The sequence below is a fragment of the Promicromonospora sp. NPDC050880 genome (assembly GCF_044456525.1).
Classification (GTDB): domain Bacteria; phylum Actinomycetota; class Actinomycetes; order Actinomycetales; family Cellulomonadaceae; genus Promicromonospora.
Genome location: NZ_JBITFV010000005.1, coordinates 95,363 through 119,255 on the forward strand (window position 1 = coordinate 95,363; position 23,893 = coordinate 119,255).

Below are 23,893 nucleotides of genomic sequence, written 5' to 3' on the forward strand. Positions count from 1 at the left end.
CTCGGCAGCGGCGGACCGCCCTCTCCGTACGTCGGGCACACCCGCGCAGCGCTCGCCGCACCGAACGAGCACCGTTGTGGACGGCCGGGACACGAGTGTCGGTGGTGGCGTCTATCGTTGCGGGGGTGAGCACCGCCCTCTACCGCCGCTACAGGCCCGAGACGTTCGCCGAGGTGATCGGCCAGGACCACGTCACGGGTCCCCTGATGCAAGCCTTGCGCAGCGGGCGGGTGAACCACGCCTATCTGTTCAGCGGTCCGCGCGGCTGTGGCAAGACGACGTCCGCCCGCATCCTCGCGCGCACCCTGAACTGCGCGAAGAACACGCCGGAGTCGCCGATCGACACCCCGTGCGGCGAGTGTCCCTCGTGCGTCGAGCTGGCGCGCGGCGGCCCGGGTTCGCTCGACGTGGTGGAGATCGACGCGGCGTCGCACAACGGTGTCGACGACGCGCGCGACCTGCGTGAGCGCGCCACCTTCGCGCCGGCGCGCGACCGGTACAAGATCTTCATCCTCGACGAGGCGCACATGGTGACGCCGCAGGGCTTCAACGCGCTGCTCAAGATCGTCGAGGAGCCTCCGCCGCACATCAAGTTCATCTTCGCGACCACGGAGCCGGACAAGGTCATCGGCACCATCCGGTCGCGCACCCACCACTACCCGTTCCGGCTCGTGCCGCCGGACGTCCTGTCCCCGTACCTGGAGCAGCTCTGCGGCGCCGAGGGGATCGAGGTGGGCGGCGGGGTGCTCCCGCTGGTCACGCGAGCGGGCGGGGGATCCGTCCGCGACTCCCTGTCCGTGATGGACCAGCTCATCGCCGGCGCGACGGGCGGGGTCGTGGACTACGACCTGGCGGTGGGGCTGCTCGGCTTCACCCACGCGAGCCTGCTGGACGACGTCGTGGACGCGCTCGCCGCCCGCGACGGAGGCTCGATCTTCCGGGTCGTGGACCAGATCATCGCGACGGGGCACGAGCCGCGCCGGTTCGTCGAGGACGTCCTGGAGCGCCTCCGCGATCTCATCGTCATCGCCGTCTCGGGCGATGCGGCCGGCGCCGTACTGCGCGGCATCCCGACCGATCAGCTCGACCGCATGCGCACGCAGGCGGGGCGCCTCGGCGTGGCCGAGCTCTCCCGCGCGGCAGACCTGGTGAATGCCGCACTCACCGAGATGACGGGCGCGACCTCGCCGCGCCTGCACCTGGAGCTCTTGTGCGCGCGCCTGCTCCTGCCCGGGGCCGACGACGGCGCCGCGGGGCTCGCCGCCCGCATCGATCGGCTGGAACGCGGGGGGATCGTCGGATCCGGAGCGCCGTCGGCGCCCGCGGCCGGTGCCACGTCCGTGTCCGGCGCCTCCGCGCCGGCCGACCCGTCGCCTGCCGGCGGGCTCACCGGCCCGGCCGCGGCACGGGCCGTGCTGGACGCGCGCAGAAAGCGGGACGAGCCGGGCCGGGCGCCGGCACAGGCCCCGGCTGCAACCCGCCCCGCTCCGACGGCGGAGCCGGCTCCGGAGCCTGCCGCACCGGACGCTCCCGACGTGGCGGAGCCCGTCTCGGACTCGGGGTCGGAAGCCGCAGGGTCCGAAGCCGCCGGATCGGATGTCGCCCACGCGTCGACCGGCTCGGCGCCTGCGGCGCCCGCACCGGTGGAGACGCCGCCCGCAGAAGAGACGTCACGACCGGACGTGGCCGCGCCCGAGGCCGCACCGACGCCCGAGGCGACCGCGTCCGCTCCCGCAGCGGCTGCCCCTGCCGCGCCTGAGGCCGCGGCAGCCCCCGTCTCGTCCCGGTCGGGCGGTGAGGCACCCGCGGCAGACGGCGTCGAGCCCGGGGTCACCACGGAGACCGTCCGGCGGCGCTGGCCCGAGGTGCTCGGTGCGCTTGCCGCGGCCCGCGTGACGTGGTCGCTCGTCGGCCCGAACGCCCAGGTCGCAGCGCTGGACGGTGGCACGCTGAAGCTGGGGTTCGCGGCTCCTGGGCTCGCCCGCGCCTTCTCGAACGCCCGGCACACCAGCGCCGTGGAAGAAGCGGTCTACCAGACGCTCGGCATCCGCGTACGGGTCGAGGCGACCCTTGACGAGGGGCCCTCGGGCGGCGGTGCACCTGGTGGTGGTGTACCTGGCGGTGGCGCACCCGGTGGTTCCGCAGGGGGGTCCGGGACGACGCCGTCGCCCGGCGGCGGGTCCGGACCGAGGGCAGAGGGCGCCGGGGCCCCGGCCGCGCCCCCGATGTCGGACTGGCCGGACGTGCCTGCTCCCGGCGGTGGGGTCGCCTCGGCGACGGCTGCCACCGCACCTGCACCGGGTGGCGTACCGGGTGGTGTGCCAGGTGGTGCGTCGGGCAGCTCTCCGGCGAGCGCGCGCGCAGGTGTTGCTGTGGCGTCGGGGAGCGTCGCTGTGGCCGAACGCCCCGAGCCGTCTCGTCCGGAGCCGTCCGGGCCCGACGCAGGGCGCCCGGAGCCCACCCGTCCCGCGGCCCGTCCGCCGTCGGCGGCGAGCGCTGCCGACGAGGCATGGCTCTCGGGGGCGAGTGCGTCCGAGCCTCCGGCGGACTACGACATGCCTGAACCCGAGCCGGTGTACGAGGAGCAGGCTCCGGCGCCCACCCGCGCTCCGACGTCGGGCGCGGGCAGTGCACGCGAGGCGTTGCGGCAGGCGAACGAGCGGCGGGCACGCGCTGCGAGTGGTGCGCCCGAGGCGCGAGCGGCCGCGCACAGGCCCGAGCCGCAGACAGGGACGGGTGGCGGGCCGGACTTCTACGACGAACCGTCCGACGACGACCCGGACATCACCTCGGCCGGCCTGGTCGGCGTGCCGCTCGTGGTGCAGGTGCTGGGCGGAACGGTGATCGACGAGATCGTGGAGCAGGCATGAGTGCGGACAACCCGGTGACGACGCTGCGGATCGTCGCGGCGGTCGTGGAGCGCGCCGACGGGCGGCACCTGCTGGTCCGCAAGCGGGGGACGCAGGCCTTCATGCAGGTGGGCGGCAAGATCGAGCCGGGGGAGGAGCCCTTGACCGCGCTGCTGCGCGAGTTCGAGGAGGAGGTCGGGTTGCGGCTGGACCCGGCCGACGTCGAGAGCCTGGGCCGGTTCGGCGCGGTCGCCGCCAACGAGCCCGATCATGTCGTCGATGCCCACGCCTACCGCGTGCGGCTGCGTCCCGGTGTGGAGATCGCCGTCCAGGCCGAGCTCGAGGAGCTCGTGTGGATCGACCCGGCGGACCCGGTCGCACGCTATCCGCTCGCCCCGCTGTCCCGGGACCTGCTCACCGCGGCCGGGCACTGACCGGCTCAGCGGGCGTCCCGCTCCGCACGGTTGCGGGCGACGAGCGCGGCGCGCTCGCGCTCCATCCGGCGGCGGGGGTCGGTGTCGTCGGCCTGCTCGGCGGGGCCGGCCACGTGGAGCAGCAGCCAGTTGAGCCGCCACTTGAAGCGGTAGCCCAGGGTCAGGCCGTCGCTGTTGCGCATGGTGTGCCTCCACTTAATTGGTGTACCAATAGTTTGCACACCAACTGATAGCCTGGTCAAGATCGGAGAGGAGCTCCATGGCCGTCACGCCCAGGACGGGAGCCACGTCGCCGTCCGCCTCGACGTCTGTCTCGAAGTCCGCCTCGAAGGTGACCGCCGGCGAGGCGGACGCGCCCGCCGAGAGCCACGCCCCGGCCGAGTCCGCGGCGAGTGCGCCCGAAGACCTCCTGGCCCTCGACCGCCAGGTCTGCTTCGCCCTCGCGGTCGCCTCGCGCAGCGTCATCGCGCTGTACCGCCCGCTGCTCGAACCGATGGGGATCACCCATCCGCAGTACCTGGTGATGCTGGCGCTGTGGGAGCAGTCGCCCCTCTCGGTCAAGCAGCTCAGCGGGCTGCTCCAGCTCGACCCCGGCACGCTGTCGCCCCTGCTCAAGCGGCTCGAGGCGATCGGCTACGTGTCCCGGGGGCGCGACCCTCGCGACGAGCGGGCGCTCGCCGTCGAGCTCACCGACGAGGGCCGCGCGCTGCGGGAGCGTGCCCTCGAGGTTCCGCCGGCGATCATGGCGCGCCTGGGCATGTCGGCGGAGGAGCTCGGGCTGCTGCACCGCAGCCTGACCCGCGTGATCGCGGCGGCCGCACCGTGACCCGGGGCCGGCTGCACCACGTCGAGCTGTGGGTTCCGTCGCTGGCGCGCGCCGAGCGGTCCTGGGGCTGGCTCCTGACCACACTCGGGTACGCCGAGCACCAGCGGTGGAGCGCCGGGGTGAGCTGGATCCTGGACGGCACCTATGTCGTCGTCGAGCAGAGCCCGGCCATGGTGGCCGGTGCGCACGACCGCCTCGCGCCCGGGCTCAACCACCTCGCGTTCCAGGGCGGTACCCGTGCCGACGTGGACAGGCTCGCCGACGACGCCACCCAGCACGGCTGGGCACTCCTCTTCCCGGAGCGGCACCCGCACGCGGGAGGTCCCGATCACTACGCGGCCTACCTGGAGGACGAGGACGGCTACGAGGTCGAGGTCGTCGCGGGCTGAGACGCGCGCTCGATGCCGTGGCACCTCGGGCGGCACCTCGGTCGCGAACGGCATCGTGAACGGGATGACGTCCACGGCGAGCCGTGTCAGAGGCTCCTGGCACACTTCCGGGCATGTCCCACAACCTCACGCTCCGGCCTGCCTCCGCCCGCTCCGTCGACGAGCTCCGGGCACTCGTCGACGCGGGCGCGACACCCCGGTACCTGCACTTCTGGGGGCACCAGCCGGAGCCGGACGGCTCGGTCGGCAGGGGCAGCCTGAGCCAGTGGTTCGAAGCGCCCTTCATCGTGGACGGCGTGCACTACCGCACCGCCGAGCACTGGATGATGGCGCAGAAGGCCCGCCTGTTCGGTGACCCGGAGGCCGAACGGGCCGCGGTCGGGGCGCCGAACCCCGCGCTCGCGAAGGCGGCGGGTCGCACGGTGCGTGACTTCGACGATGCCGTGTGGGTACGCGAACGGTTCGAGATCGTGGTGCGCGGCAACGTGCACAAGTTCGCCTCGCGCCCCGAGCTGCGCGACTTCCTGCTGCGCACCGGCTCCCGTGTGCTCGTCGAGGCCAGCCCGCGCGACCGCGTCTGGGGCATCGGGATGGGCGCCCGGAACGAGAACGCGGAGCGTCCCGCCGCCTGGCGTGGCCTCAACCTGCTGGGATTCGCCCTGATGGAGGCCCGGGAACGGCTCCGGGACTGAGCAGGGCCGGCCGGCCGCCCGCCGGCCGTATCGGATGCCGACCCCGGCTTCCGGCGCCGCGTCCGGTCCGCAAGAATGTCGCGTCTCCCACCGAAAGGACGTGCTCCAGCATGTCGCGGATCCTGCCCCGTTCCACCCCGCGCGCACAGGGTGTGGATCCCACGGCGCTGCGCCGACTCATCGGTCGCCTGGACCGCCTGGAGCACGTGCACAGCGTGATGGTGGTGCGTCACGGGCACGTGATCGCCGAGAACTGGTGGCACCCGCACACCGCGGACCGTCCCCACACGATGTTCTCGGTGAGCAAGAGCTTCACGTCCACGGCCGTCGGCCTCGCGGTCCACGAGGGTCTCCTGACCCTGGACGACAGGGTCGTCGACCTGCTGCCCGACGACGTGCCCGCCGACCCGGGTGAGCACCTGCGCGCCATGCGGGTGCGCGACCTGCTGACCATGACGGCCGGCCACAGCGCCTCCACCATGGAGGGCATCGACCGCACCATCACGCTGCCCGGGGCACGCTGGGCCCGTGCCATCCTGGCGCAGCCGGTGGAGCACGAGCCGGGCACGCGTTTCGTCTACAACACGGGTGCGACCTACCTGCTGTCGGCGATCCTGCACCGGCTCACGGGCCGGCGTCTGCTCGACTACCTGACGCCTCGCCTGCTGGCCCCGCTCGGCATCACGCACGCCGCGTGGGAGCAGGACCCGGACGGCATCGACACGGGCGGGTTCGGGCTGTCGATCACCACGGAGGAGATGGCGGCGTTCGGCCAGCTCTACCTGCAGGGCGGAACCTGGGCGGGCGAGCAGCTCGTCCCGGCGGAGTGGGTGGCGCAGGCCTCGGCGCAGCAGGTCCCGAACGGCCCGCACGACTGGCCCGACTGGAACCAGGGCTACGGCTACCAGTTCTGGCAGTGCCGCCACGGTGCCTACCGGGCCGACGGCGCGTTCGGGCAGTACATCGTCGTGTGGCCGGAGAAGGACCTGGTGATCACCATGACGTCGGGCCTGGCGGACCTCCAGTCCGTGCTCGACGTCGTCTGGGACACGCTGCTGCCCGACGACGCCTGGGTCGCTCCCGAGGCCGGGGCACCCGACCCGGCAGCCCCGGTCCAGACGGCGCTGCCGACCCCGGCCGGTGCGGCGTCGAGCCCCGTCGAGGCGGCCCTGGACGGTGCGACCTTCGTGCTGGCGCCGAACGAGCGCGACGTGAGCGCCGTCGTCCTGGGCCGTGCCCCCGACGGCCGGACGGAGGTGACGATGACCATCGGCGGCGTGGACCACACGGTGCGGTTCGGGTACGGGGAGTGGAGCCAGGGCACCTGCTCGCTCCTGGGCGCCCCGGCCGACGTCGCCCCGGCCGACGTCGCCACGGCCGCCGCCTGGGCGGACGAGTCGACGCTGGACGGCCGGATCATCTTCCTGGGTACGCCGTTCGAGTGGCGTCTGACGCTGCGCTTCTCGGGGGACGAGGTCGCGGTCGTGATCGACCGCAACGTCTCGTTCGGCGAGCGTGGCTTCCTGGACGCGACGGGCACGGCCCGGCGCGCCTGAGCCGGTGCGCCCCGCCCGCCGTCACGCAGGGCGCAAGGCGACCAGCGGCAGCGTCTCCACGAGCCGGCGACGGTCCTCGTCCGTGCCCCGGTAGTCCTGGCCGAGCAGCAGACCGAGCGTCCTGCGCAGCACGGGCCGGAGCACGCCGTAGCGCTCCTCGTAGGTGACCATGACGTCGACCGCCTCGTCAGCCTCCAGGAACCGGACCTCCGCCCGGCGCGGCGTGCGCCCGAAGCTGACCCGGGCGTCCCCGTTCGCCCGGAGGTTGCGGAGCCACTGGGCCCGCGCGCCGAACCCGGAGATCACCACCGCCTCGCCGGAGTCCTTGTCGTACCGCAGCACTTCCAGCACCACGGTGTGCGCGGTGCCGCTCGTGCGGCCCACGTGGGTGAGCTGGAGGAACTTCCTGCCGAGCACCCGCCCCATGCCGTGGCGGTACAGGGCGTTGGGCGCGGCGAAGGCGGTCCGCAGCCAGGGCGGCAGGGTGGTGGTCATCGCTCCACCGTAGGGGTGCGTGGGCTGACCTGCGATGTCATCCCGAGGTGGGACCCGGGTTCATCCCCCGGCCTGACGGTTCGCGAGCGTGTCCCGCGCTACTGTCCCGGCATGACACCAGACGGTGGTATCCGCGCGCAGGGCGTGCGGCGTTCCTTCGGGCCGGTCCATGCCGTGGCCGACGTCGACCTGGTCGCCGCACCAGGTCGTGTCACCGCGCTGATCGGACCCAACGGGTCGGGCAAGACGACCCTCCTGCTCATGCTCGCCGGACTCCTGACGCCCGACGGGGGCACGATCAGCGTCGCGGGGGCCGACCCGGTGGCCGACAGCTATGCGGCGCGATCGCGGACCGGCTGGATGCCGGACGTGTTCGGCACGTGGGACTCCCTGACCGCCCGCGAGGTGCTGACCACCGTCGCGGCGGCCTACCGCATCGACGCCGCCGCCGGCCGGGCCCGCGCGGGCGAGCTGCTCGACCTCGTGCACCTGTCCGATCTCGCCGACCAGCCCGCGCACGTCCTGTCCCGGGGCCAGAAGCAGCGACTCGGCCTGGCGCGGGCCCTGGTGCACGATCCCGACGTCCTGCTCCTCGACGAGCCCGCCTCGGGTCTGGACCCGCGCTCCCGCGTGGACCTGCGCGTGCTGGTCCGGCGTCTTGCGGCGCAGGGCAAGACGATCCTGGTCTCCTCGCACGTGCTCACCGAGCTCGACGAGATGGCCGACGACGCCGTGTTCATCTCGCGCGGGCGCACGGTCGCCACGCGTTCCGTGGCCGACGGCGACCTGCCGCGCGAGTGGCGGCTGACGGGTCTGGACCCCGCTGCGCTCACGGCCTGGCTGGACCAGCACGGTACGGCCTACCGCCGGGACACCGACGGACCCGGGGTGCTCGTCGAGCTCGCCGGGGACGCCGCGGCCGCGGCGCTGCTGCGCTCGGCAGTCGAGGGCGGCGTCGAGGTGTCGAGTCTCGCGCCCGCGGGCGGCGTCTTGGAGCAGGCCTACCTGGCCCTGGAGGAGGAGCGGCGATGAGCGTCGACGTGGAAGTTGCCCCGGCCGCACCGCGCGCCGGCGGGCGTGGCACGTGGTCCCTGTCCTGGCACGGCCTGCGCACCGTCACGGTGCTGGAGCTGCGCCAGCGCGTGCGGTCCACGCGGTGGAAGACCGCTCTGGTCGTGTGGTTCCTCGTGGTCGGCCTGATCACGCTGCTCACCACGGGTGCCTTCGCGATCCTCGCGGGGGACGAACCGAGCGGCGAGCCGTTCGGCGGCATGGTCTACAGCATCGTCGTCGGCTTCGTGCTGTTCCTCGGGCTGCTGGTGGCGCCCACCCTCTCGTCGGGTGCGATCAACGGCGACCGGAACGCGGGCACGCTCGCGACACTCCAGGTCACGCTGCTGTCGCCCGCGGAGATCGTGCTCGGCAAGCTGGCGGCGGCCTGGATCGCGGCCCTCGCCTTCCTCGTGGCGAGCATCCCGTTCCTGGCCTGGGCACTGGTCGGCGGGGGCGTGTCCTGGCTCGCGCTGCTCACCACGGTGCTCATGCTGGCGCTCGTGCTCGGCGTCGTGTGCGCCGTCGGGCTCGGCTTCTCGGCGGTGGTCGGCAAGACGTCCGGGTCCGCGGTGCTGACGTACCTCACCCTCGGCGGGGTCACCGCGGTGCTGCCGATCGTGTTCGCCCTTCTCGTGCCGGTGACCACCAGCCCGCAGGAGGTCCGGGTCTGGGACGTCGAGCCCGGGTACACCTGGGAGGAGACCGAGGCGCCCGAGTGCGAGTGGCAGACGCACGAGGTCGACGTCTGGCACAGCGAGCGCACCTGGTGGCTGCTGGCGCCCAACCCGTTCGTGGTGGTCGCCGACGCGCAGCCCCTGACCGGGGACCCGGAGACGCTCGCCGACGACGGCAACCTGCTCGCGCTGCTCCAGTACGGCGTGCGCTACGCGCGCACCGGCGAGACCGGCGAGCAGGACTGGTGCAGCTACATGGTCGACTCGGCCGACTCGCCCGTCGAGCCCGTCCGGGTCACCGACCAGCTCGTGTGGCCCTGGGGCCTCGGCTTCGACCTGCTGCTCGGCGCGGCCGGCGTCGTGGTCGCGGTGAACCGCCTGCGGGTCCCGACGGCGCACCTGCCGCAGGGCACCCGCGTCGCCTGACCGTCAGGAGTGGAGGGCGTCGTACTCCGCCTCGGCGGCGACGTCGTCCTCCACGTCCAGGCGGACGTGCGCGAGGAGCACCTGGAGCACACGCAGGGCGGACGCCGCCCGCTCGCCCCACAGCGAGAAGTAGGAGAACTGCCACCACCACAGGGCCTCGAGCTCGTGGCCGCTGTCGAAGTGCTGCAGGCCCTTGGCCAGCGCCTCGGCGACGCACGCGAGGTCACCCGACAGGGAGGCCGACCCGACCTCCGCGCCCAGCACCGGGTCCACGACCTCGGTGTAGTCGTCGAAACCGTCGAACATCTTCGACAGCGCCTCGCGCAGCGGGTCGAGATCGGTGTCCGGGCCGGTGTCCGGCTCGTAGCGCTCCTTGGGCACCACGTCCACGATCGCGGCCAGCCGTGCCCCGGCCGCCAGCAGGTCGGACGTCGCCAGGACGAGGAGCGACAGCTCGGCCCCCGGCATACCGCCGGACGCCACCTGCGTCACCGTCGACAGGAACGTCCGTGCCTGCGCGGACACCTGGTCGGCGACCTCCTGGAGGTCCGACCCGGGCGTGATCTCGCTCATCGTCATCCCCACCTACTTGTCGTTGCCGATGATCCGGCGGCCCTCGAACGCGCGCCCGAGCGTCACCTCGTCCGCGTACTCCAAGTCTCCACCCACCGGCAGACCCGAGGCCAGCCGCGAGACAGTGATACCCATGTGACCCATCAGTCGGGAAAGATAGGTCGCCGTGGCCTCTCCCTCGACGTTCGGGTCGGTGGCGAGGATGACCTCCTGCACCGTCCCGTCCGCCAGCCGGGCCAGGAGCTCGCTGATGCGCAGGTCGTCCGGTCCCACGTTCTCGATGGGATTGATGGCGCCGCCCAGCACGTGGTACCGCCCGCGGAACTCGCGGGTGCGCTCGATCGCGACCACGTCCTTGGGCTCCTCCACGACGCAGATCACCTCGTCGCTGCGCCGCGGGTCGAGGCAGATGCGGCAGCGCTCGGCCTCCGCGACGTTGCCGCAGAGCTCGCAGAACTGGACGCGCAACTTCACCTCGGTGAGCGCGTCGACCAGCCGCTTGACCTCCTGGTTGTCGGTCGCGAGCAGGTGGAACGCGATGCGCTGCGCGCTCTTGGGCCCGACGCCGGGCAACCGGCCGAGCTCGTCGATCAGGTCTTGGACCGCGCCTTCGTACACAAGAGGTCAGCCTACGGGGCGTCACCCACACGCGGCCCCTGGTACGTTCCCCGCGTGACCGGACCCGAGCCGCGTACGGGGATGTTCCTCACGGCGCAGTGGCGCCACCTCGTGCTGCTCAACTACGCCGTCGACCCCGCCGTCCTGCGCCCGCTCGTGCCGCACGGCGTCGAGCTGGACGCGTGGGACGGCACCCACCTGGTCAGCATGGTCGGATTCCGGTTCCTGGGCACCCGCCTGCTCGGCGTGCCCGTCCCGTTCCACCGCGACTTCGACGAGATCAACCTGCGGTTCTACGTGCGCCGCCGTACCGCCGACGGCTGGCGGCGCGGCGTCGTCTTCGTCAAGGAGATCGTGCCGCGCCCCGCGCTCGCGGCCGTCGCGCGCCTCGCATACGGCGAGAGCTACGTGGCGCGCCCCATGCGGCACCGCGTCGACCTGCACGACGGCGCGATCACCTCCGGCGGCCTCGTCGAGTACTCGTGGCGCGACGCCGGGGCGTGGCACAGCGTGCGCGCCACGACCGTGGGAGCTCCGCAGCCGCTCGTCGACGGCTCCCACGAGCAGTTCGTCACCGAGCACTACTGGGGGTACGCCGCCCAGCGGGGCGGCGGCGCGGTCGAGTACCGCGTCGAGCACCCGAGCTGGCAGGTGTGGCAGGTGCGCGACCCCGGCCTGGAGTGCGACGTCGAACAGGTCTACGGGGCCGCCTTCGCCGACGGACTGGCCGCCCCTCCGGTCTCGGCGTTCGTCGCCGACGGCTCCCCGGTCACCGTCCGCCGCGGCGCCCGCCTGCCCGCCTGAGCGCGCGGCCGTACCGCGCCGGCCGCCCGCCTGAGCGCGCCGCCGGAGAACCACCGGACGAGACGCTTCCTGGGCCGTCGAACCGATTCACGCACAATGCACCCGTGCCCGAACTCGATCTGCTGACCATCGTCCTGCTCCTGCTCGCCGGCCTCGCTGCCGGGTGGGTCGACGCCGTGGTGGGCGGGGGAGGGCTGATCCAGCTCCCCGCGCTGCTGCTCGTGCCGGGCATCAGCCCCGTCCAGGCGCTGGCGACCAACAAGCTCGCCAGCATCATGGGCACCTCCACCAGCGCCATCACCTACTACCGGCGCGTCCAGCCCGACCTGCGCACCGCCGGCCCCATGGCGCTCGCGGCCCTGGCCGGGGCGTTCGCGGGTGCGATCGGGGCGTCGCACATCCCGGACCAGCTCTTCAAGCCGATCATCCTCGTGGTGCTCGTCGGCGTGCTCGTCTGGACGCTGCTCAAGCCGAACGTCGGCCAGCACGACGACCTGCGCTGGGTCGGCAACGGGCACAAGCGGATCGCCGCCCTCATCGGCCTGCTGATCGGCGCCTACGACGGCCTCCTGGGCCCGGGCACCGGCACGTTCCTGGTGATCAGCCTCGTCAGCGCCCTCGGCTACTCGTTCCTCCCGGCGTCCGCGATCGCCAAGATCGTGAACTTCGCCACCAACCTGGGCGCGCTCCTCTTCTTCGTGCCCAGCGGCGCCGTCGTCTGGACGCTCGGGCTGGCGATGGGGCTCGCCAACCTGGTGGGCGCCTACATCGGCGCCCGCATGGCCGTGGCCAAGGGGTCGAGGTTCGTCCGCATCGTGTTCGTCGTCGTGGTGGGCGCCCTCATCGCGCGGCTGGCCTGGGAGGTCTTCGCCGGCCAGGGGTGAGGTCCAGCGGGACCCCACCCCTCTCGGCGGCTCAGACCTGGTTCGCCCCGCCGTCCACGTAGACGTTCGCGCCCACGACGTACCCGGCCTCCGGCGAGGCCAGGAAGGCCATCGCCGCGGCGACCTCCTCGGGCTCACCCATGCGGCCCGCGACCACGAAGGAGGCGGCGGCGGCACGGACGGCCGGCATGGCCTCCTCGCCGCCGTTGACGGCCGTGCCGCCCGGCGTCTCGATCATGCCCGGCGAGACCACGTTGACGCGGATGCCGCGATCCTTCAGCTCGGTCGACCAGGTGCGCGCGAACGACCGGACCGCCGCCTTCGACGCCGCGTACGCGCCGAACGCCGCCATGCCCCGGTCGGCGGACGTGGAGCCGGTCAGGATGACGGAGGCGCCGTCGTTGAGGAGCGGCAACGCCTTCTGCACGGTGAACAGCGTGCCCCGGACGTTGACCGCGAAGGTCTGGTCGAAGTGGTCCTGGGTGGTCTGCTCCAGCGTCATGAACTCCGCGACCGCGGCGTTCGCGACGAGCACGTCCAGCCCCTTGCCCCGGGCGCGGACCGCGTCGTAGAGGCGGTCGAGGTTGGCCGCCTGCGCGATGTCGCCGGCCACCCCCGTGGCCCGGTCGGTCCCGATCGTCTTGACCGCGGCCTCCAGCTCGGTCTCACGCCGGCCCGTCACGAAGACGTGTGCGCCCTCGTCCGCGAGTCGTACGGCCGTGGCCAGGCCGATGCCGGTGCTGCCCCCGGTCACGACCGCTGTCCTGTCGTCGAGGTGTCCCATGCGTTGTCTCCGTCACTCTCTCGGTGCCGATCGGTTCGGTGTCGATCCTCAAGGAGTTCGGGGATACCTTCCATAACGCACAGTCCGTGATTCTTTACGTATCGTCCAGGCGGCTTCCGTCTCGGCGTCCCGCACGATGAACGCCACATCGCCCGGGATGCCCGCCGCAGTACCATCGATCCGCAAACCCAACCACCCGGCGGGCCGTTGAGACAGACGGAGGCCGGCAACGGAAGGCAGGCGCATGGCACTTGTCGTGCAGAAGTACGGCGGATCCTCGGTCGGCGACGCGCGCAGCGTGAAGCGGGTCGCGAAGCGGATCGCCGAGGCCAAGCGAGCGGGCAACGACGTGGTCGTGGTGGTGAGCGCCATGGGCGACACCACCGACGAGCTCCTCGACCTCGCCCAGCAGATCACCCCTCTCCCGCCGCAGCGGGAGCTCGACATCCTCCTCACCGCGGGCGAGCGCATCTCCATGTCGCTGCTCGCCATGGCGATCACCAACCTGGGCGTGAAGGCCAAGTCCTACACGGGCCAGCAGGCCGGCGTCATCACGGACGCCGTGCACGGGCGGGCGCGGATCGTCGACGTCGTGCCCCACCGCATCCGCGAGACCCTGAACAAGGGCCAGGTCGCCATCGTGGCCGGGTTCCAGGGCGTCACGCAGGGCACCAACGACGTCACCACCCTCGGGCGCGGCGGCTCCGACACCACGGCCGTGGCGCTCGCGGCGGGCCTCGGCGCCGACGTCTGCGAGATCTACACCGACGTCGACGGCGTGTTCACCGCCGACCCGCGCATCGTCCCGGCCGCCCGCAAGATCGACCGGGTCTCCTACGAGGAGATGCTGGAGCTCGCGGCCTGCGGCGCCAAGGTGCTGGCGCTGCGCAGCGTCGAGTACGCGCGCCGGTACGGCGTGCCGGTGCACGTCCGCAGCTCGTTCAGCGCCCACGACGGCACGCGGGTGGTCGCGGCCGAGAAGAAGTCGAAGGAGAACGTCATGGAAGCCCCGATCATCTCCGGCGTCGCGCACGACCGGTCCGAGTCCAAGATCACCGTGATCGGCGTCCCCGACGTGCCGGGCATGGCCGCCCGCATCTTCGAGGTCGTCGCCGGGGCGGGCGCGAACATCGACATGATCGTGCAGAACGTGTCGGCCGCGGCCACGGGTCTCACCGACATCTCCTTCACGCTGCCGGACGGCGACGGCCCCGCCACCATGGCGGCCCTCACGGCCGTGCAGGGTGAGCTGGGCTTCGACTCGCTGCAGTTCGACGACCAGATCGGCAAGCTGTCGCTCGTGGGCGCGGGCATGAAGTCCCACCCCGGTGTCTCCGCGCGGCTGTTCGGCGCGCTGCGTGACGCCGGGATCAACATCGAGATGATCTCCACCTCGGAGATCCGCATCTCGGTGGTCACCCGCGCGGACTCGCTGGACGACGCGGTGCGCGCCGTGCACACCGCGTTCGAGCTCGACGGCGCGGACGGCGAGGCGGTCGTCTACGCAGGAACGGGGCGCTGACATGGTCCAGATCTCCGAGTACGGCGTGCACGTCGCCGTCGTCGGCGCCACCGGCCAGGTGGGTGGCGTCATGCGCCGTCTGCTGGCCGAGCGCCAGTTCCCCGTGGCCTCGATCCGGTTCTTCGCCTCCGCGCGCTCCGCGGGCACCACCCTGTCGTTCGACGGCGTGGACGTGCCGGTCGAGGACGTCGCGGCCACCTCCACCGAGGACCTGGCCGAGATCGACATCGCGCTGTTCTCCGCCGGCGGCGGCACGTCGCGCGAGCACGCACCGCGGTTCGCCGAGGCGGGCGCCGTCGTCGTCGACAACTCGTCGGCCTGGCGGCGCGATCCCGAGGTGCCGCTCGTCGTGTCCGAGGTGAACCCGGAGGCGATCGCCGACGCGGTCAAGGGCATCGTCGCCAACCCGAACTGCACCACGATGGCCGCCATGCCGGCGCTCGCGCCCCTGGCGCAGGCGGCCGGGCTGGAGCGGCTGCGCGTGGCCACCTACCAGGCGGTGTCCGGTTCGGGCCTGTCGGGCGTGGCCGAGCTGGCCGGTCAGGTGCGTGCGGCTCTCGGGCAGGAGATCGAGGGCCTGGTGCACGACGGCGCCTCCGTCGACCTGCCGGACCCCGCCGTCTACGCGGCGCCGATCGCGTTCAACGTGCTGCCCCTGGCGGGCAACCTGGTCGACGACGGCTCGGGCGAGACCGACGAGGAGCAGAAGCTGCGCCACGAGTCGCGCAAGATCCTGGGCCTGCCCGACCTGGCCGTGGCCGGCACCTGCGTGCGCGTCCCCGTGTTCACCGGGCACTCGCTGTCGATCCACGCGGAGTTCGCGCGGTCGATCACGCCGGACGAGGCCCGCAAGCTGCTGGCGGACGCGCCCGGCGTCCAGCTCGTCGACGTGCCGACGCCGCTCGCCGCGGCCGGCGTCGACCCGTCCCTCGTGGGTCGCATCCGGCAGGACCAGTCCGTGCCGGACGGCCGCGGGCTCGTCCTGTTCGTCAGCAACGACAACCTGCGCAAGGGCGCCGCGCTGAACGCGATCCAGATCGCGGAGCTCATCGCGGCCGACCTCGCGGAGCTCGAGGTCCTGGACGCCGCGGAGGCGGCCGACACGTAGTCCGGCCGGTTCGTGGTCCGGCCGACAGGGCCGGCGACACGCCGGGGCAGAGCGACACGCGCTCTGTCCCGGCGTTTTTCTTGCGCGCACCGGTCGGGCTATGGTTCATTAGTCAAGTAATGAACCAACGGAGGGGGTGGGCCGGTGTTCGACGGGCCCGAGCCGATCTACGTGCAGATCGCGCAGATGATCCGCGCGCAGGTACTCGCCGGTGAGCTGAAGGAGGAGGAGCAGGTCATGTCCACCACGCAGTTCGCGACGACGTTCCGCATCAACCCCGCGACCGCCCAGAAGGCGTTCGCCGGGCTGGTCGACGAGGGCGTGCTCTACAAGCGTCGCGGTCTCGGGATGTTCGTCGCGCCGCAGGCCCGCGAGCGCCTGCTCGACGACCACCGCAGGCGCTACTTCGAGGAGGTCCTGGCGCCCGCTCTGCAGCAGGCGGACCTTCTCGGCATCCCGCGGGACGAGGTGGTGGCCTACGTCCTGGGGCCCGACGCCCGACGAACGCAGACCACGGAGGAGTCATGACGACGACCGCACCTTTCGGCGCCCGGCTGGACGACGTCGTCGTCCGGTTCGGCGGCGGCCACCGGCTGCTGCCCAACGGCGGCCTGGTCAGGGAGGACGCCGGCACGGGACTCGACGGCGCATCGCTGACGATCCGGCCCGGGACGATCACCGGGGTGCTCGGCCGCAACGGCGCGGGCAAGACGACGATGCTCTCCCTGCTGGCGGCGTTCACGCGGCCCACGAGCGGCAGCGTCGTCGTGGGGCCCGAGGGCGCGCAGGAGGACCCGTGGGAGAACCCGTGGGTCACCTCGGGCACGCAGCTCGTGCGGGAGAGCGGTGACCTGATGAACGACGAGAAGGTGACGACCTCCCTCAGGTACTACGCCGACATGCGGCCCGGCTGGAGCGCCGAGACCGCGGAGCGCCTGCTCGACCTGTTCGAGGTGGACGTCCGCAAGAGGCCGTCCGCGCTGTCCCGCGGCAAGCGGTCGGCGGTCGGCGCCACCATCGGCCTGGCCACGCGGGCTCCGCTGACGATCTTCGACGAGGTGTACCTCGGCATGGACGCGCCCACGCGGTACGCCTTCTACGACGAGCTCCTGGCCGACTACGCGGAGCATCCGCGCACCATCCTGCTCTCCAGCCACCTGGTGGAGGAGGTCGAGCGGCTGTTCGAGGACGTGGTGGTCATCGACCGGGGGCGGGTGCTCCTGGCGGAGCCGGCCGAGCAGATGCGGGCCCGCGGGTTCAGCCTCACGGGGAGCCGGGACGCCGTCGAGCGGATCACCGGCGACCGGCGGGTGCTGCACCGGCAGCAGCTCGGTGCGACGGTCCAGGTGACCCTGGAGGGCGCGCTCGACGACGCCGAGCGCGCCGAGGCCCGTTCGGCGGGGGCCGAGGTCGGCGCCGTGCCGGTGCAGGACCTGTTCGTCCGCCTCACCGACCCGAGGAGCGTGCTCTGATGACGAGCGCGGGTACGGCGACGGGCACGGCAGCCGCGGGAACGGACCGGGACCTGCTGGTCCGCGCGGCGGAGCGACGTGCCGTGAGCACCGCCGCCGGTGCGACGGTGCGCGTGATCCGCACCATCGGCGGCTGGTACTGGGCGATCTTCGCCCTCGTCGCGGTGACGATCGCGGTGCTCATGACCCGCTACGGACCGGGCCTCGACGAGGCGGTGCTCGACAGCCAGATGGGCGGTTCCTCGCGCTGGGTGGCGCTGGTGCTGGGGCTCATCGTCCCGGCCGTGTACCTGCGGCTGCACCTTGCCGCGGGCGGCAGCCGCGGCACGCTCGTGGCCGGGACGGTCCGCGGTGCCCTCCTGGGCGGTCTGCTGATCGGCCTGATGACGGCGGTCTACCTGACCGGTGAGCGCATCCTGCTCGGGGCGCTGGGCCAGACCTGGACCCGCGAGTTCGGGCCGCCCGTGGACGGCTGGGCCGGCATCGCGCTGACGGTCCTGACCGAGTCGCTCGTCGTGGCCACCTACTACCTGGCGGGGGCCGCGGCCGCGGCCGGGTACCGCCGGTTCGGTGTCGTCGCCGGGACGCTCTACGGCGCCCTCGCCCTCGTGCCGGCGGCGGTGGTCGACCTGGCGACCCACACCGGCGTCACGGCCCTGCTCGTCGGCCCGGGGAACCTGCCCGGCGGCGTCGGCGGGGTGCTGCTGGCCCTGGCGGGCGGGCTCGCGACCGTCGCGGCGGCGGCCTGGCTGTTCCGCCTGCCGTTGCGGACGGTCGCGCTGCGACCGGCCGCCTGAGGAGGAGCGCGCATGCCCACGACGACCACTGCGACGACCACGACGTCGGCCGCCGCACGCACCACCGAGGAGACCGTGATGAGCCGTACCGACCTCGCCCGCGCCGGGCACCGGCGTGCCGTCACCGCCGTCGACCGGTGGGTGCGGCGCTCCGGCGTCGTCGTCGCGTGCTGGTTCTGGGTCATCTACGCGCTGTACGCCGTCGGCATCACGGTGGGGAACGCCGTGACGGGCGGCGACCTCGAGATCAGCGCGCTCGACGCGACCCTCGGCGCGCAGCGCTGGGCGGTGCTCTGGCTCGGTGTCGTCGGCACGACAGCCCTGCTGGCCGTGCACGTCGCCGCGGGCGGCAGCCGCCGGTCGCTGGCCGGGGGAGTGCTCCGCGGCGCCCTCGTGCTGGGTGCCGGCTACGGCGTCGTCACGGTCCTCGCGCTGCTGGGCGAGCGGCTGCTGAGCACGTCGCTGGGTATGACGTGGCGACGGCTCGGCGCCCTGCCGTTCGACTCGCCCCTGGCCGTGCTCGGCACCGTGCTGGCCGAGGGGCTCGTCGTGGCCACCTACCTGCTGGTCGGGGCGTGCATCGGGGTCGGCTTCGTGCACGCCCGGGCCTGGGGCGCGCTCCTGATCGTCCCGCTCGCCCTGCCCGCCGTCCTCGTCGACCTCGCCACCCGGACGGGCGTGGTCGGCACCATCGCCAACGTCGAGCTCCGGCCCGACATCGACCATGCCGAGGTACCCCCGGCGGAGGGCCTCGTCACTCTGCTGACCGGTGTCGGCGGGGCGGCCCTGGCTGCCGCGATCGCCGCCGTCGTGCTGTACGCCCTGCTCCGCACCGCACCTGTCCGACCCCGCTGACCCTTGCCCTGCTCGTCCCCCTGAGCCTCGAAGGAGCGACCATGACGTCCCCAGTCGTCGATGTCCGCAACCTGCGCAAGACCTATCCCGGCGCCGGCCGCGCCGCACCACCCAAGACCGCCGTCGCCGACGTGAGCTTCCAGGTCGAGCGCGGCGAGATCTTCGGGATCCTCGGCCCCAACGGGGCCGGCAAGACCACCACCGTCGAGTGCGTCGCGGGCCTGCGGCACGCGGACGGCGGCACCGTGCGCATGCTGGGGCACGACCCCCAGGCCGACCCGATGTCGGTGCGCGAGCACGTGGGCGTGCAGCTCCAGGAGGCCGCCCTGCACGACAAGATCACGGTGGGGGAGGCTCTCGACGTCTTCGGGGCGTTCTACGCCCGGTCCGCCGACCCCGCCGAGCTCCTGGACCTCCTCGACCTGACCGCCCAGCGCGACCAGCAGTTCGGCAAGCTCTCCGGCGGGCAGAAGCAGCGCCTCTCGATCGCGCTCGCGCTCGTCGGACGCCCGCAGGTGGCCATCCTCGACGAGCTCACCACCGGGCTCGACCCCGCCGCCCGCCGCGCGACCTGGGACCTGGTCGAGCGGGTCCGCGACTCCGGGGTCACCGTCCTGCTGGTCACCCACTTCATGGAGGAGGCCGAGCGGCTGTGCGACCGGCTCGTCGTCATCGACGGCGGCCGCGTCGTCGCGCAGGGCGCGCCGTCCGCCCTCATCGAGGGCCTGGAGGGCCACCGGGGCGTCCGCCTCCGGTTCGCGGACGACGCCGCCCGCGCCCGCGCGCTCCAGCTCCTCACCGCGCTGTCGGAGCGGGACGAGGACGTCGCCGGCGCCACTACCTCCGGGGCCGAGATCGAGGTGACCGGCACCCGCAAGGTGCTGTTCGCGGTGGTGCAGGCGCTCGCCGCGGCCGACGTCGTCCCCGACGACGTGCGGACGGTCGAGCGCACCCTGGAAGATGTGTTCGTGCAGGTCACCGGGCGTCAGTACCGCCCGGAGGAGAACGAGGAGGTGGCGGCGTGACCGTCGTCGAACCCACCACGACCACGCGGACCGGCCGGCGCAGGGTCCGCGGCTTCGGAACGCTGCTCGCCACCGAGCTCCGGGTGTGGCTGCGGGACCCCACGGCGGTCTTCTTCGCGCTCGTGTTCCCCACCATGCTCCTGCTCGGCCTCGGCCTGGCCATCCCCGCCTTCGCGGAGCCGATGACCGACGCGCCACCGCCCTGGAACGAGGCGCCCGGCATCACCAGCTACCTGCCGACCGTCATCGCCCTCGCGGTGGGCACCATCGCGCTGACGACCATGCCGGTGCAGTTCGCCACCTTCCGCGAGAAGGGCATCCTCAAGCGCCTGTCGACCACCCCGATGCCGCCGCAGAACCTGATCGGCGCGCACATGGTGATCAACGTGCTCGCGCTGATCGTGTCGGCGGGCGCGGCCGTCGTCGGCGCCATGCTGGTGTTGGGCGTGCCGTTCGCGGCCGACCCGTTGACCGTGCTGCTGGTGCTCGTGCTGTCCACGACGGCCATGTTCTCCCTCGGCCTGCTCGTGGCGGCACGAGCCGAGAAGGGCACCACCGCGTCCGGCCTCGGCATGCTGATCTACTTCCCGTCCCTGATGTTCTCCGGGGTGTGGGTGCCCCTGTCGGTCATGCCCGACTGGATGGAACGGATCGGCCTCTACCTGCCGCTCGGTGCGGCCGCCCAGGGCCTCACCGTCGGCTGGTTCGGCAACGAGGGCTTCCCGCTCGCCCAGGTGCTCGTGCTCCTCGCGTGGACCCTGGTGCTCTTCCCGCTCGGCGTGAAGCTCTTCCGCTGGACCTGACCACCTGTCGGGACCCGGCCCTGCCCGCGGCAGGGCCGGGTCTACGGTGACCCCGGCCGATGCCGACGCCGAGGGGGACACACGATGAGGACGCTGCGCACGATCGCCGATCTGGCCGGACGCTGGTTCGCGGTACTGGTGCTGATCGGCGGGATCGCCGGGCTGCTCGCGCCGGCCCAGCTCGCGCCGCTCGCCGCGCACATCCCACTGTTCCTCGGGATCGTGATGTTCGGCATGGGGCTCACCCTGCGGGGGAGCGACTTCGCCCTCGTGGCCCGGCGCCCGTGGGCGGTGCTCATCGGCGTCCTCGCGCAGTTCGTCATCATGCCGCTCCTCGCCTGGGGCGTGAGCGGGCTGTACGGGCTGACCGGCATGGCCCTGCTCGGCATGATCCTGGTCGGGGCCGCACCCGGTGGCACCGCCTCCAACGTGATCGTCTACCTCGGCAAGGGCGACACCGCCCTGTCGGTGACCATGACGGCGATCTCCACCCTGCTCGCGCCGTTCCTCACGCCGCTGCTCATCCTGTGGCTGGCCGACGAGAGCCTCGACGTCGGGTTCGCCGACCTGTTCGGCTCGATCGTCCAGGTGGTGCTCGTGCCGGTGCTGGCCGGCCTGGTGGTGCGCGCCGTCGCCGGGCGGTTCGTGGAGCGGGTGCTGCCGTTCCTGCCCCTGGTGTCCGTGGGCGGCATCGTCCTGGTGGTGCTCGGCGTGGTGGCCGCCAACGCCGGGACCGTGCTGTCGACCGGGCTGCTGCTGGCGCTCGCCGTGATCACGCACAACCTCCTGGGGCTGCTGCTCGGCTACGGCACCGCCGTCGCGGCCCGGCTGGACCGCCCCGCGCGCCGGGCGGTGAGCATCGAGGTGGGCATGCAGAACTCGGGCCTCGCCGCGAGCCTGGCGGCGACCCACTTCACCCCCGCCGCGGCCCTGCCCGCCGCGCTGTTCTCGGTCTGGCACAACCTCTCCGGTGCCGCCCTCGCGACCTGGTGGGCGCGCCGCTCCACGACCCGCTGATCTCCCCTACCCTCATGTCATGAAGCCGTTCCTGCTGCTCGCGACGCGTGCGGAAGACCTCGCCGCGGACGGTGAGCACGAGGCGTTCCTGCGGTACGGGGGCCTCGCCCCGGAGCAGCTCCACCGCGTCCGCCTCGAGCGCGACCCGCTGCCGCCGGTGGACCTGGACGACTACTCCGGCGTGCTGGTGGGCGGGGGCCCGTTCAACTCCTCGGAGGCACCGGAGCGCAAGAGCGCCACGCAGCGCCGCGTGGAGGCGGAGCTCGGCGGGCTGCTCGACCAGATCGTGGCGCGCGACTTCCCGTTCCTCGGCGCGTGCTACGGCGTCGGCACGCTGGGCGCGCACCAGGGCGCGGTGATCGACGCGACGTACGCGGAGCCCGTGGGGCCGGTGACGGTGGAGCTGACGCCGGAGGCGGCGTCGGACCCGCTGCTCGCGGACATGCCGCAGGCCTTCGCCGCGTACGTGGGGCACAAGGAGGCCGTCCGCAAGCTGCCGGACCACGCCGTGCTGCTCGCCTCCTCGGCGGGGTGCCCGGTGCAGATGTTCCGGATCAAGCAGAACCTCTACGCCACCCAGTTCCACCCGGAGCTCGACGTCCCGGGCATCGAGCAGCGCATCGCGGTCTACCGCGACTACGGGTACTTCCCGCCGGCGGAGGCGGAGCTCGTCCGGGAGCGGTGCGCCTCCGTGCCGGTCACCGAGCCGATGCGCGTGCTGCGGGCCTTCGTGGAGCGTTACGCCCGGTAGCGGCGACTGTGATCGACCGCATCGTGGGAACCGGTGGACAGCCGCCGGGGGTGCGGCTACCGTTTTCGCCGTGGACATCCGTTGGTATTGGCGCTTTACGTCGGCTCCTGGTGGAGCCCGGCGGGCGCGCGCCTGACCAACTTTCCACCCGGAGCCAGGGCCTGGGACGCCGATCGCGTCCAGGCCCTTCGTCTTTACCAGACGGGCCGCTCCGGACCAGGAGTCGGTGGCGGGCCGTCCGGTTCCTCGAACCAGATCCCGCCAACTTGGAGCCCCGATCCCGATGAGCATCACCCCCGCGGAACCCAGCACCGAGGCGACCGACCTCGGTACCCGCACCTCCGACCTGCGCATCCGCGCCCTCGACCCGCTGCCCGCGCCGAACGCCCTGCTGGCGTCGATGCCGCTCGGTACCGCCCGCAGCGACCTCGTCACCACCTCGCGCCGTGAGGTGCGTGACGTGCTGACCGGCGAGGACGACCGCCTGCTGACGATCGTCGGCCCGTGCTCCGTGCACGACCCGGCCGCCGCGCTGGAGTACGCCGCCCGGCTCGCCACGCTCCGGCGCGAGCTGTCCGACGACCTGGTCGTGGTCATGCGGGTGTACTTCGAGAAGCCGCGCACCACGGTGGGCTGGAAGGGCCTCATCAACGACCCGCACCTGGACGGCACGCACGACGTGCGGCACGGCCTGAGCCTGGCCCGCGAGGTGCTGCTCGGCGTGCTCGACGCCGGCGTCCCCGCCGCCGCCGAGTTCCTGGAGCCGACCAGCCCCCAGTACATCGCCGACGCCGTCACCTGGGGCGCCATCGGCGCGCGCAATGCGGAGTCGCAGGTGCACCGCCAGCTCGCCTCGGGCCTGTCCATGCCGGTCGGGTTCAAGAACGCGACCGACGGCGACGTCCAGATCGCCGTGGACGGCTGCATCACCGCCGCCAGCGAGCACACCTTCTTCGGGGCCGACGGCGAGGGCCGTGCCGCCGCCGTCGAGACCACCGGCAACCCCGACTGCCACGTCATCCTGCGCGGCGGCCGCTCCGGCCCCAACTACTCGCCGGAGGACGTCGCCGCCGCGCTGCGCGTGGCCCGCACCTCCGGGCTGGGCGGCGCCGTCGAGAACGGCGTGATAGTCGACGCGAGCCACGGCAACTCGGGCAAGGACCACGTGCGCCAGGCGGGCGTGGTGCACGAGATCGCCAACCGGATCGCCGACGGCGAGCACGGCATCACCGGCCTCATGATGGAGAGCTTCCTGGTGGCCGGGGCGCAGAAGCCCGGCCCGCTGTCCGAGCTCACCTACGGCCAGTCGGTCACGGACAAGTGCATGGACTGGGACACCACGGAGGACCTGCTGCGCGAGCTGGCGAAGGCCGTGCGGGAGCGGCGGGGCTGAGACCGCGGACGGGGGGGGGGGGGGGGGGGGGCCCCCCGCCCCCCCCCCCCCCCCCCCCGCCCCCCCCCGCCCCCCCCCCCCCCCCCCCCACCG

26 protein-coding genes are annotated in these 23,893 nt (G+C 73.0%); 21 read left to right on the forward strand and 5 right to left on the reverse strand.

Features of this window, described 5'->3' with window-relative positions; genetic code table 11:
• The first annotated feature begins 125 nt into the window (after nt 1-125).
• Both ACIBBF_RS11140 and ACIBBF_RS11145 read left to right on the forward strand, forming a co-directional pair.
• Nucleotides 126-2,870 (forward strand): DNA polymerase III subunit gamma and tau, encoded by a 2,745-nt coding sequence (locus ACIBBF_RS11140; RefSeq protein WP_397413214.1) that lies wholly within the window; start codon nt 126-128, stop codon nt 2,868-2,870.
• A complete protein-coding gene (locus tag ACIBBF_RS11145) occupies nt 2,867-3,283 on the forward strand; it encodes an NUDIX domain-containing protein (RefSeq protein ID WP_397413216.1) in 417 nt (138 codons plus the stop codon). Before ACIBBF_RS11140 ends, ACIBBF_RS11145 begins: the two co-directional genes overlap by 4 nt.
• A 5-nt stretch (nt 3,284-3,288) precedes the next feature.
• On the opposite strand, the gene ACIBBF_RS11150 is transcribed toward ACIBBF_RS11145, so the two are convergent.
• Nucleotides 3,289-3,465: a hypothetical protein gene (locus ACIBBF_RS11150; protein WP_397413218.1), complete on the reverse strand. Its 177-nt coding sequence runs from the start codon at nt 3,463-3,465 to the stop codon at nt 3,289-3,291.
• A 227-nt stretch (nt 3,466-3,692) separates the two neighbouring features.
• On the opposite strand from ACIBBF_RS11150, the gene ACIBBF_RS11155 reads away from it, so the two are divergent.
• From ACIBBF_RS11155 to ACIBBF_RS11170, 4 genes are all read left to right on the forward strand, one after another.
• Nucleotides 3,693-4,109, forward strand: a complete 417-nt coding sequence (locus tag ACIBBF_RS11155; protein ID WP_397413477.1) for a MarR family winged helix-turn-helix transcriptional regulator — start codon at nt 3,693-3,695, stop codon at nt 4,107-4,109.
• Nucleotides 4,106-4,498, forward strand: a complete 393-nt coding sequence (locus ACIBBF_RS11160) for a VOC family protein (RefSeq protein ID WP_397413220.1) — start codon at nt 4,106-4,108, stop codon at nt 4,496-4,498. Before ACIBBF_RS11155 ends, ACIBBF_RS11160 begins: the two co-directional genes overlap by 4 nt.
• A gap of 113 nt (nt 4,499-4,611) precedes the next feature.
• Entirely contained in the window at nt 4,612-5,190 is a 579-nt protein-coding gene (locus ACIBBF_RS11165) for an NADAR family protein (RefSeq protein WP_397413222.1), read from the forward strand.
• Nucleotides 5,191-5,300: 110 nt separating this feature from the next.
• A complete protein-coding gene (locus tag ACIBBF_RS11170; protein WP_397413224.1) occupies nt 5,301-6,746 on the forward strand; it encodes a serine hydrolase domain-containing protein in 1,446 nt (481 codons plus the stop codon).
• Nucleotides 6,747-6,767: 21 nt separating this feature from the next.
• Here the strand turns inward: ACIBBF_RS11170 and ACIBBF_RS11175 are convergent, their stop codons facing one another.
• Entirely contained in the window at nt 6,768-7,241 is a 474-nt protein-coding gene (locus tag ACIBBF_RS11175; RefSeq protein ID WP_397413226.1) for a nitroreductase family deazaflavin-dependent oxidoreductase, read from the reverse strand.
• A 111-nt stretch (nt 7,242-7,352) separates the two neighbouring features.
• Here ACIBBF_RS11175 and ACIBBF_RS11180 point away from each other — a divergent pair, with 111 nt between their 5' ends.
• Nucleotides 7,353-8,273, forward strand: coding sequence for an ABC transporter ATP-binding protein (locus ACIBBF_RS11180; protein ID WP_397413228.1), 921 nt, complete (start codon nt 7,353-7,355; stop codon nt 8,271-8,273).
• Complete coding sequence (locus tag ACIBBF_RS11185) at nt 8,270-9,394, forward strand: ABC transporter permease (RefSeq protein WP_397413230.1); 1,125 nt, start codon at nt 8,270-8,272, stop codon at nt 9,392-9,394. The genes ACIBBF_RS11180 and ACIBBF_RS11185 overlap by 4 nt, the downstream gene beginning before the upstream one ends.
• A 3-nt stretch (nt 9,395-9,397) precedes the next feature.
• Here ACIBBF_RS11185 and ACIBBF_RS11190 read toward each other — a convergent pair whose 3' ends face one another.
• Both ACIBBF_RS11190 and recR read right to left on the reverse strand, forming a co-directional pair.
• Nucleotides 9,398-9,967 carry a DUF5063 domain-containing protein gene (locus ACIBBF_RS11190; RefSeq protein WP_397413478.1) on the reverse strand — a complete coding sequence of 190 codons (570 nt, stop codon included), beginning with the start codon at nt 9,965-9,967 and terminating at the stop codon, nt 9,398-9,400.
• Between the two features lie 12 nt (nt 9,968-9,979).
• On the reverse strand, nt 9,980-10,585 hold the full coding sequence (gene recR / locus ACIBBF_RS11195) for a recombination mediator RecR (protein WP_397413232.1): 606 nt from the start codon (nt 10,583-10,585) through the stop codon (nt 9,980-9,982).
• 54 nt (nt 10,586-10,639) lie between these two features.
• Between recR and ACIBBF_RS11200 the strand changes: the two genes are divergently transcribed.
• Both ACIBBF_RS11200 and ACIBBF_RS11205 read left to right on the forward strand, forming a co-directional pair.
• Nucleotides 10,640-11,389: a YqjF family protein gene (locus tag ACIBBF_RS11200; protein WP_397413234.1), complete on the forward strand. Its 750-nt coding sequence runs from the start codon at nt 10,640-10,642 to the stop codon at nt 11,387-11,389.
• Nucleotides 11,390-11,493: 104 nt separating this feature from the next.
• Entirely contained in the window at nt 11,494-12,273 is a 780-nt protein-coding gene (locus ACIBBF_RS11205; protein WP_397413236.1) for a sulfite exporter TauE/SafE family protein, read from the forward strand.
• A 31-nt stretch (nt 12,274-12,304) separates the two neighbouring features.
• On the opposite strand, the gene ACIBBF_RS11210 is transcribed toward ACIBBF_RS11205, so the two are convergent.
• A complete protein-coding gene (locus ACIBBF_RS11210) occupies nt 12,305-13,057 on the reverse strand; it encodes an SDR family NAD(P)-dependent oxidoreductase (protein WP_397413238.1) in 753 nt (250 codons plus the stop codon).
• 244 nt (nt 13,058-13,301) lie between these two features.
• Here ACIBBF_RS11210 and ACIBBF_RS11215 point away from each other — a divergent pair, with 244 nt between their 5' ends.
• The 11 genes from ACIBBF_RS11215 (at nt 13,302) to ACIBBF_RS11265 (ending at nt 23,800) form a co-directional block, all read left to right on the forward strand.
• Nucleotides 13,302-14,579 carry an aspartate kinase gene (locus ACIBBF_RS11215; protein WP_397413240.1) on the forward strand — a complete coding sequence of 426 codons (1,278 nt, stop codon included), beginning with the start codon at nt 13,302-13,304 and terminating at the stop codon, nt 14,577-14,579.
• 1 nt (nt 14,580) lies between these two features.
• Nucleotides 14,581-15,687: an aspartate-semialdehyde dehydrogenase gene (locus ACIBBF_RS11220; protein ID WP_397413242.1), complete on the forward strand. Its 1,107-nt coding sequence runs from the start codon at nt 14,581-14,583 to the stop codon at nt 15,685-15,687.
• 144 nt (nt 15,688-15,831) lie between these two features.
• Nucleotides 15,832-16,215 (forward strand): GntR family transcriptional regulator, encoded by a 384-nt coding sequence (locus ACIBBF_RS11225; protein WP_397413244.1) that lies wholly within the window; start codon nt 15,832-15,834, stop codon nt 16,213-16,215.
• Entirely contained in the window at nt 16,212-17,159 is a 948-nt protein-coding gene (locus tag ACIBBF_RS11230; RefSeq protein WP_397413246.1) for an ATP-binding cassette domain-containing protein, read from the forward strand. Before ACIBBF_RS11225 ends, ACIBBF_RS11230 begins: the two co-directional genes overlap by 4 nt.
• A complete protein-coding gene (locus tag ACIBBF_RS11235) occupies nt 17,159-17,956 on the forward strand; it encodes a hypothetical protein (protein WP_397413248.1) in 798 nt (265 codons plus the stop codon). The genes ACIBBF_RS11230 and ACIBBF_RS11235 overlap by 1 nt, the downstream gene beginning before the upstream one ends.
• Before the next feature lie 12 nt (nt 17,957-17,968).
• Nucleotides 17,969-18,811 (forward strand): hypothetical protein, encoded by an 843-nt coding sequence (locus ACIBBF_RS11240; protein ID WP_397413250.1) that lies wholly within the window; start codon nt 17,969-17,971, stop codon nt 18,809-18,811.
• 41 nt (nt 18,812-18,852) lie between these two features.
• Complete coding sequence (locus ACIBBF_RS11245) at nt 18,853-19,836, forward strand: ABC transporter ATP-binding protein (RefSeq protein ID WP_397413252.1); 984 nt, start codon at nt 18,853-18,855, stop codon at nt 19,834-19,836.
• A complete protein-coding gene (locus ACIBBF_RS11250) occupies nt 19,833-20,639 on the forward strand; it encodes an ABC transporter permease (protein WP_397413254.1) in 807 nt (268 codons plus the stop codon). Before ACIBBF_RS11245 ends, ACIBBF_RS11250 begins: the two co-directional genes overlap by 4 nt.
• Before the next feature lie 84 nt (nt 20,640-20,723).
• Entirely contained in the window at nt 20,724-21,656 is a 933-nt protein-coding gene (locus tag ACIBBF_RS11255) for a bile acid:sodium symporter family protein (RefSeq protein ID WP_397413256.1), read from the forward strand.
• Between the two features lie 19 nt (nt 21,657-21,675).
• A complete protein-coding gene (locus tag ACIBBF_RS11260; protein WP_397413258.1) occupies nt 21,676-22,407 on the forward strand; it encodes a glutamine amidotransferase in 732 nt (243 codons plus the stop codon).
• Nucleotides 22,408-22,690: 283 nt separating this feature from the next.
• Complete coding sequence (locus ACIBBF_RS11265) at nt 22,691-23,800, forward strand: 3-deoxy-7-phosphoheptulonate synthase (protein WP_397413260.1); 1,110 nt, start codon at nt 22,691-22,693, stop codon at nt 23,798-23,800.
• The last annotated feature ends 93 nt before the right edge of the window (nt 23,801-23,893 follow it).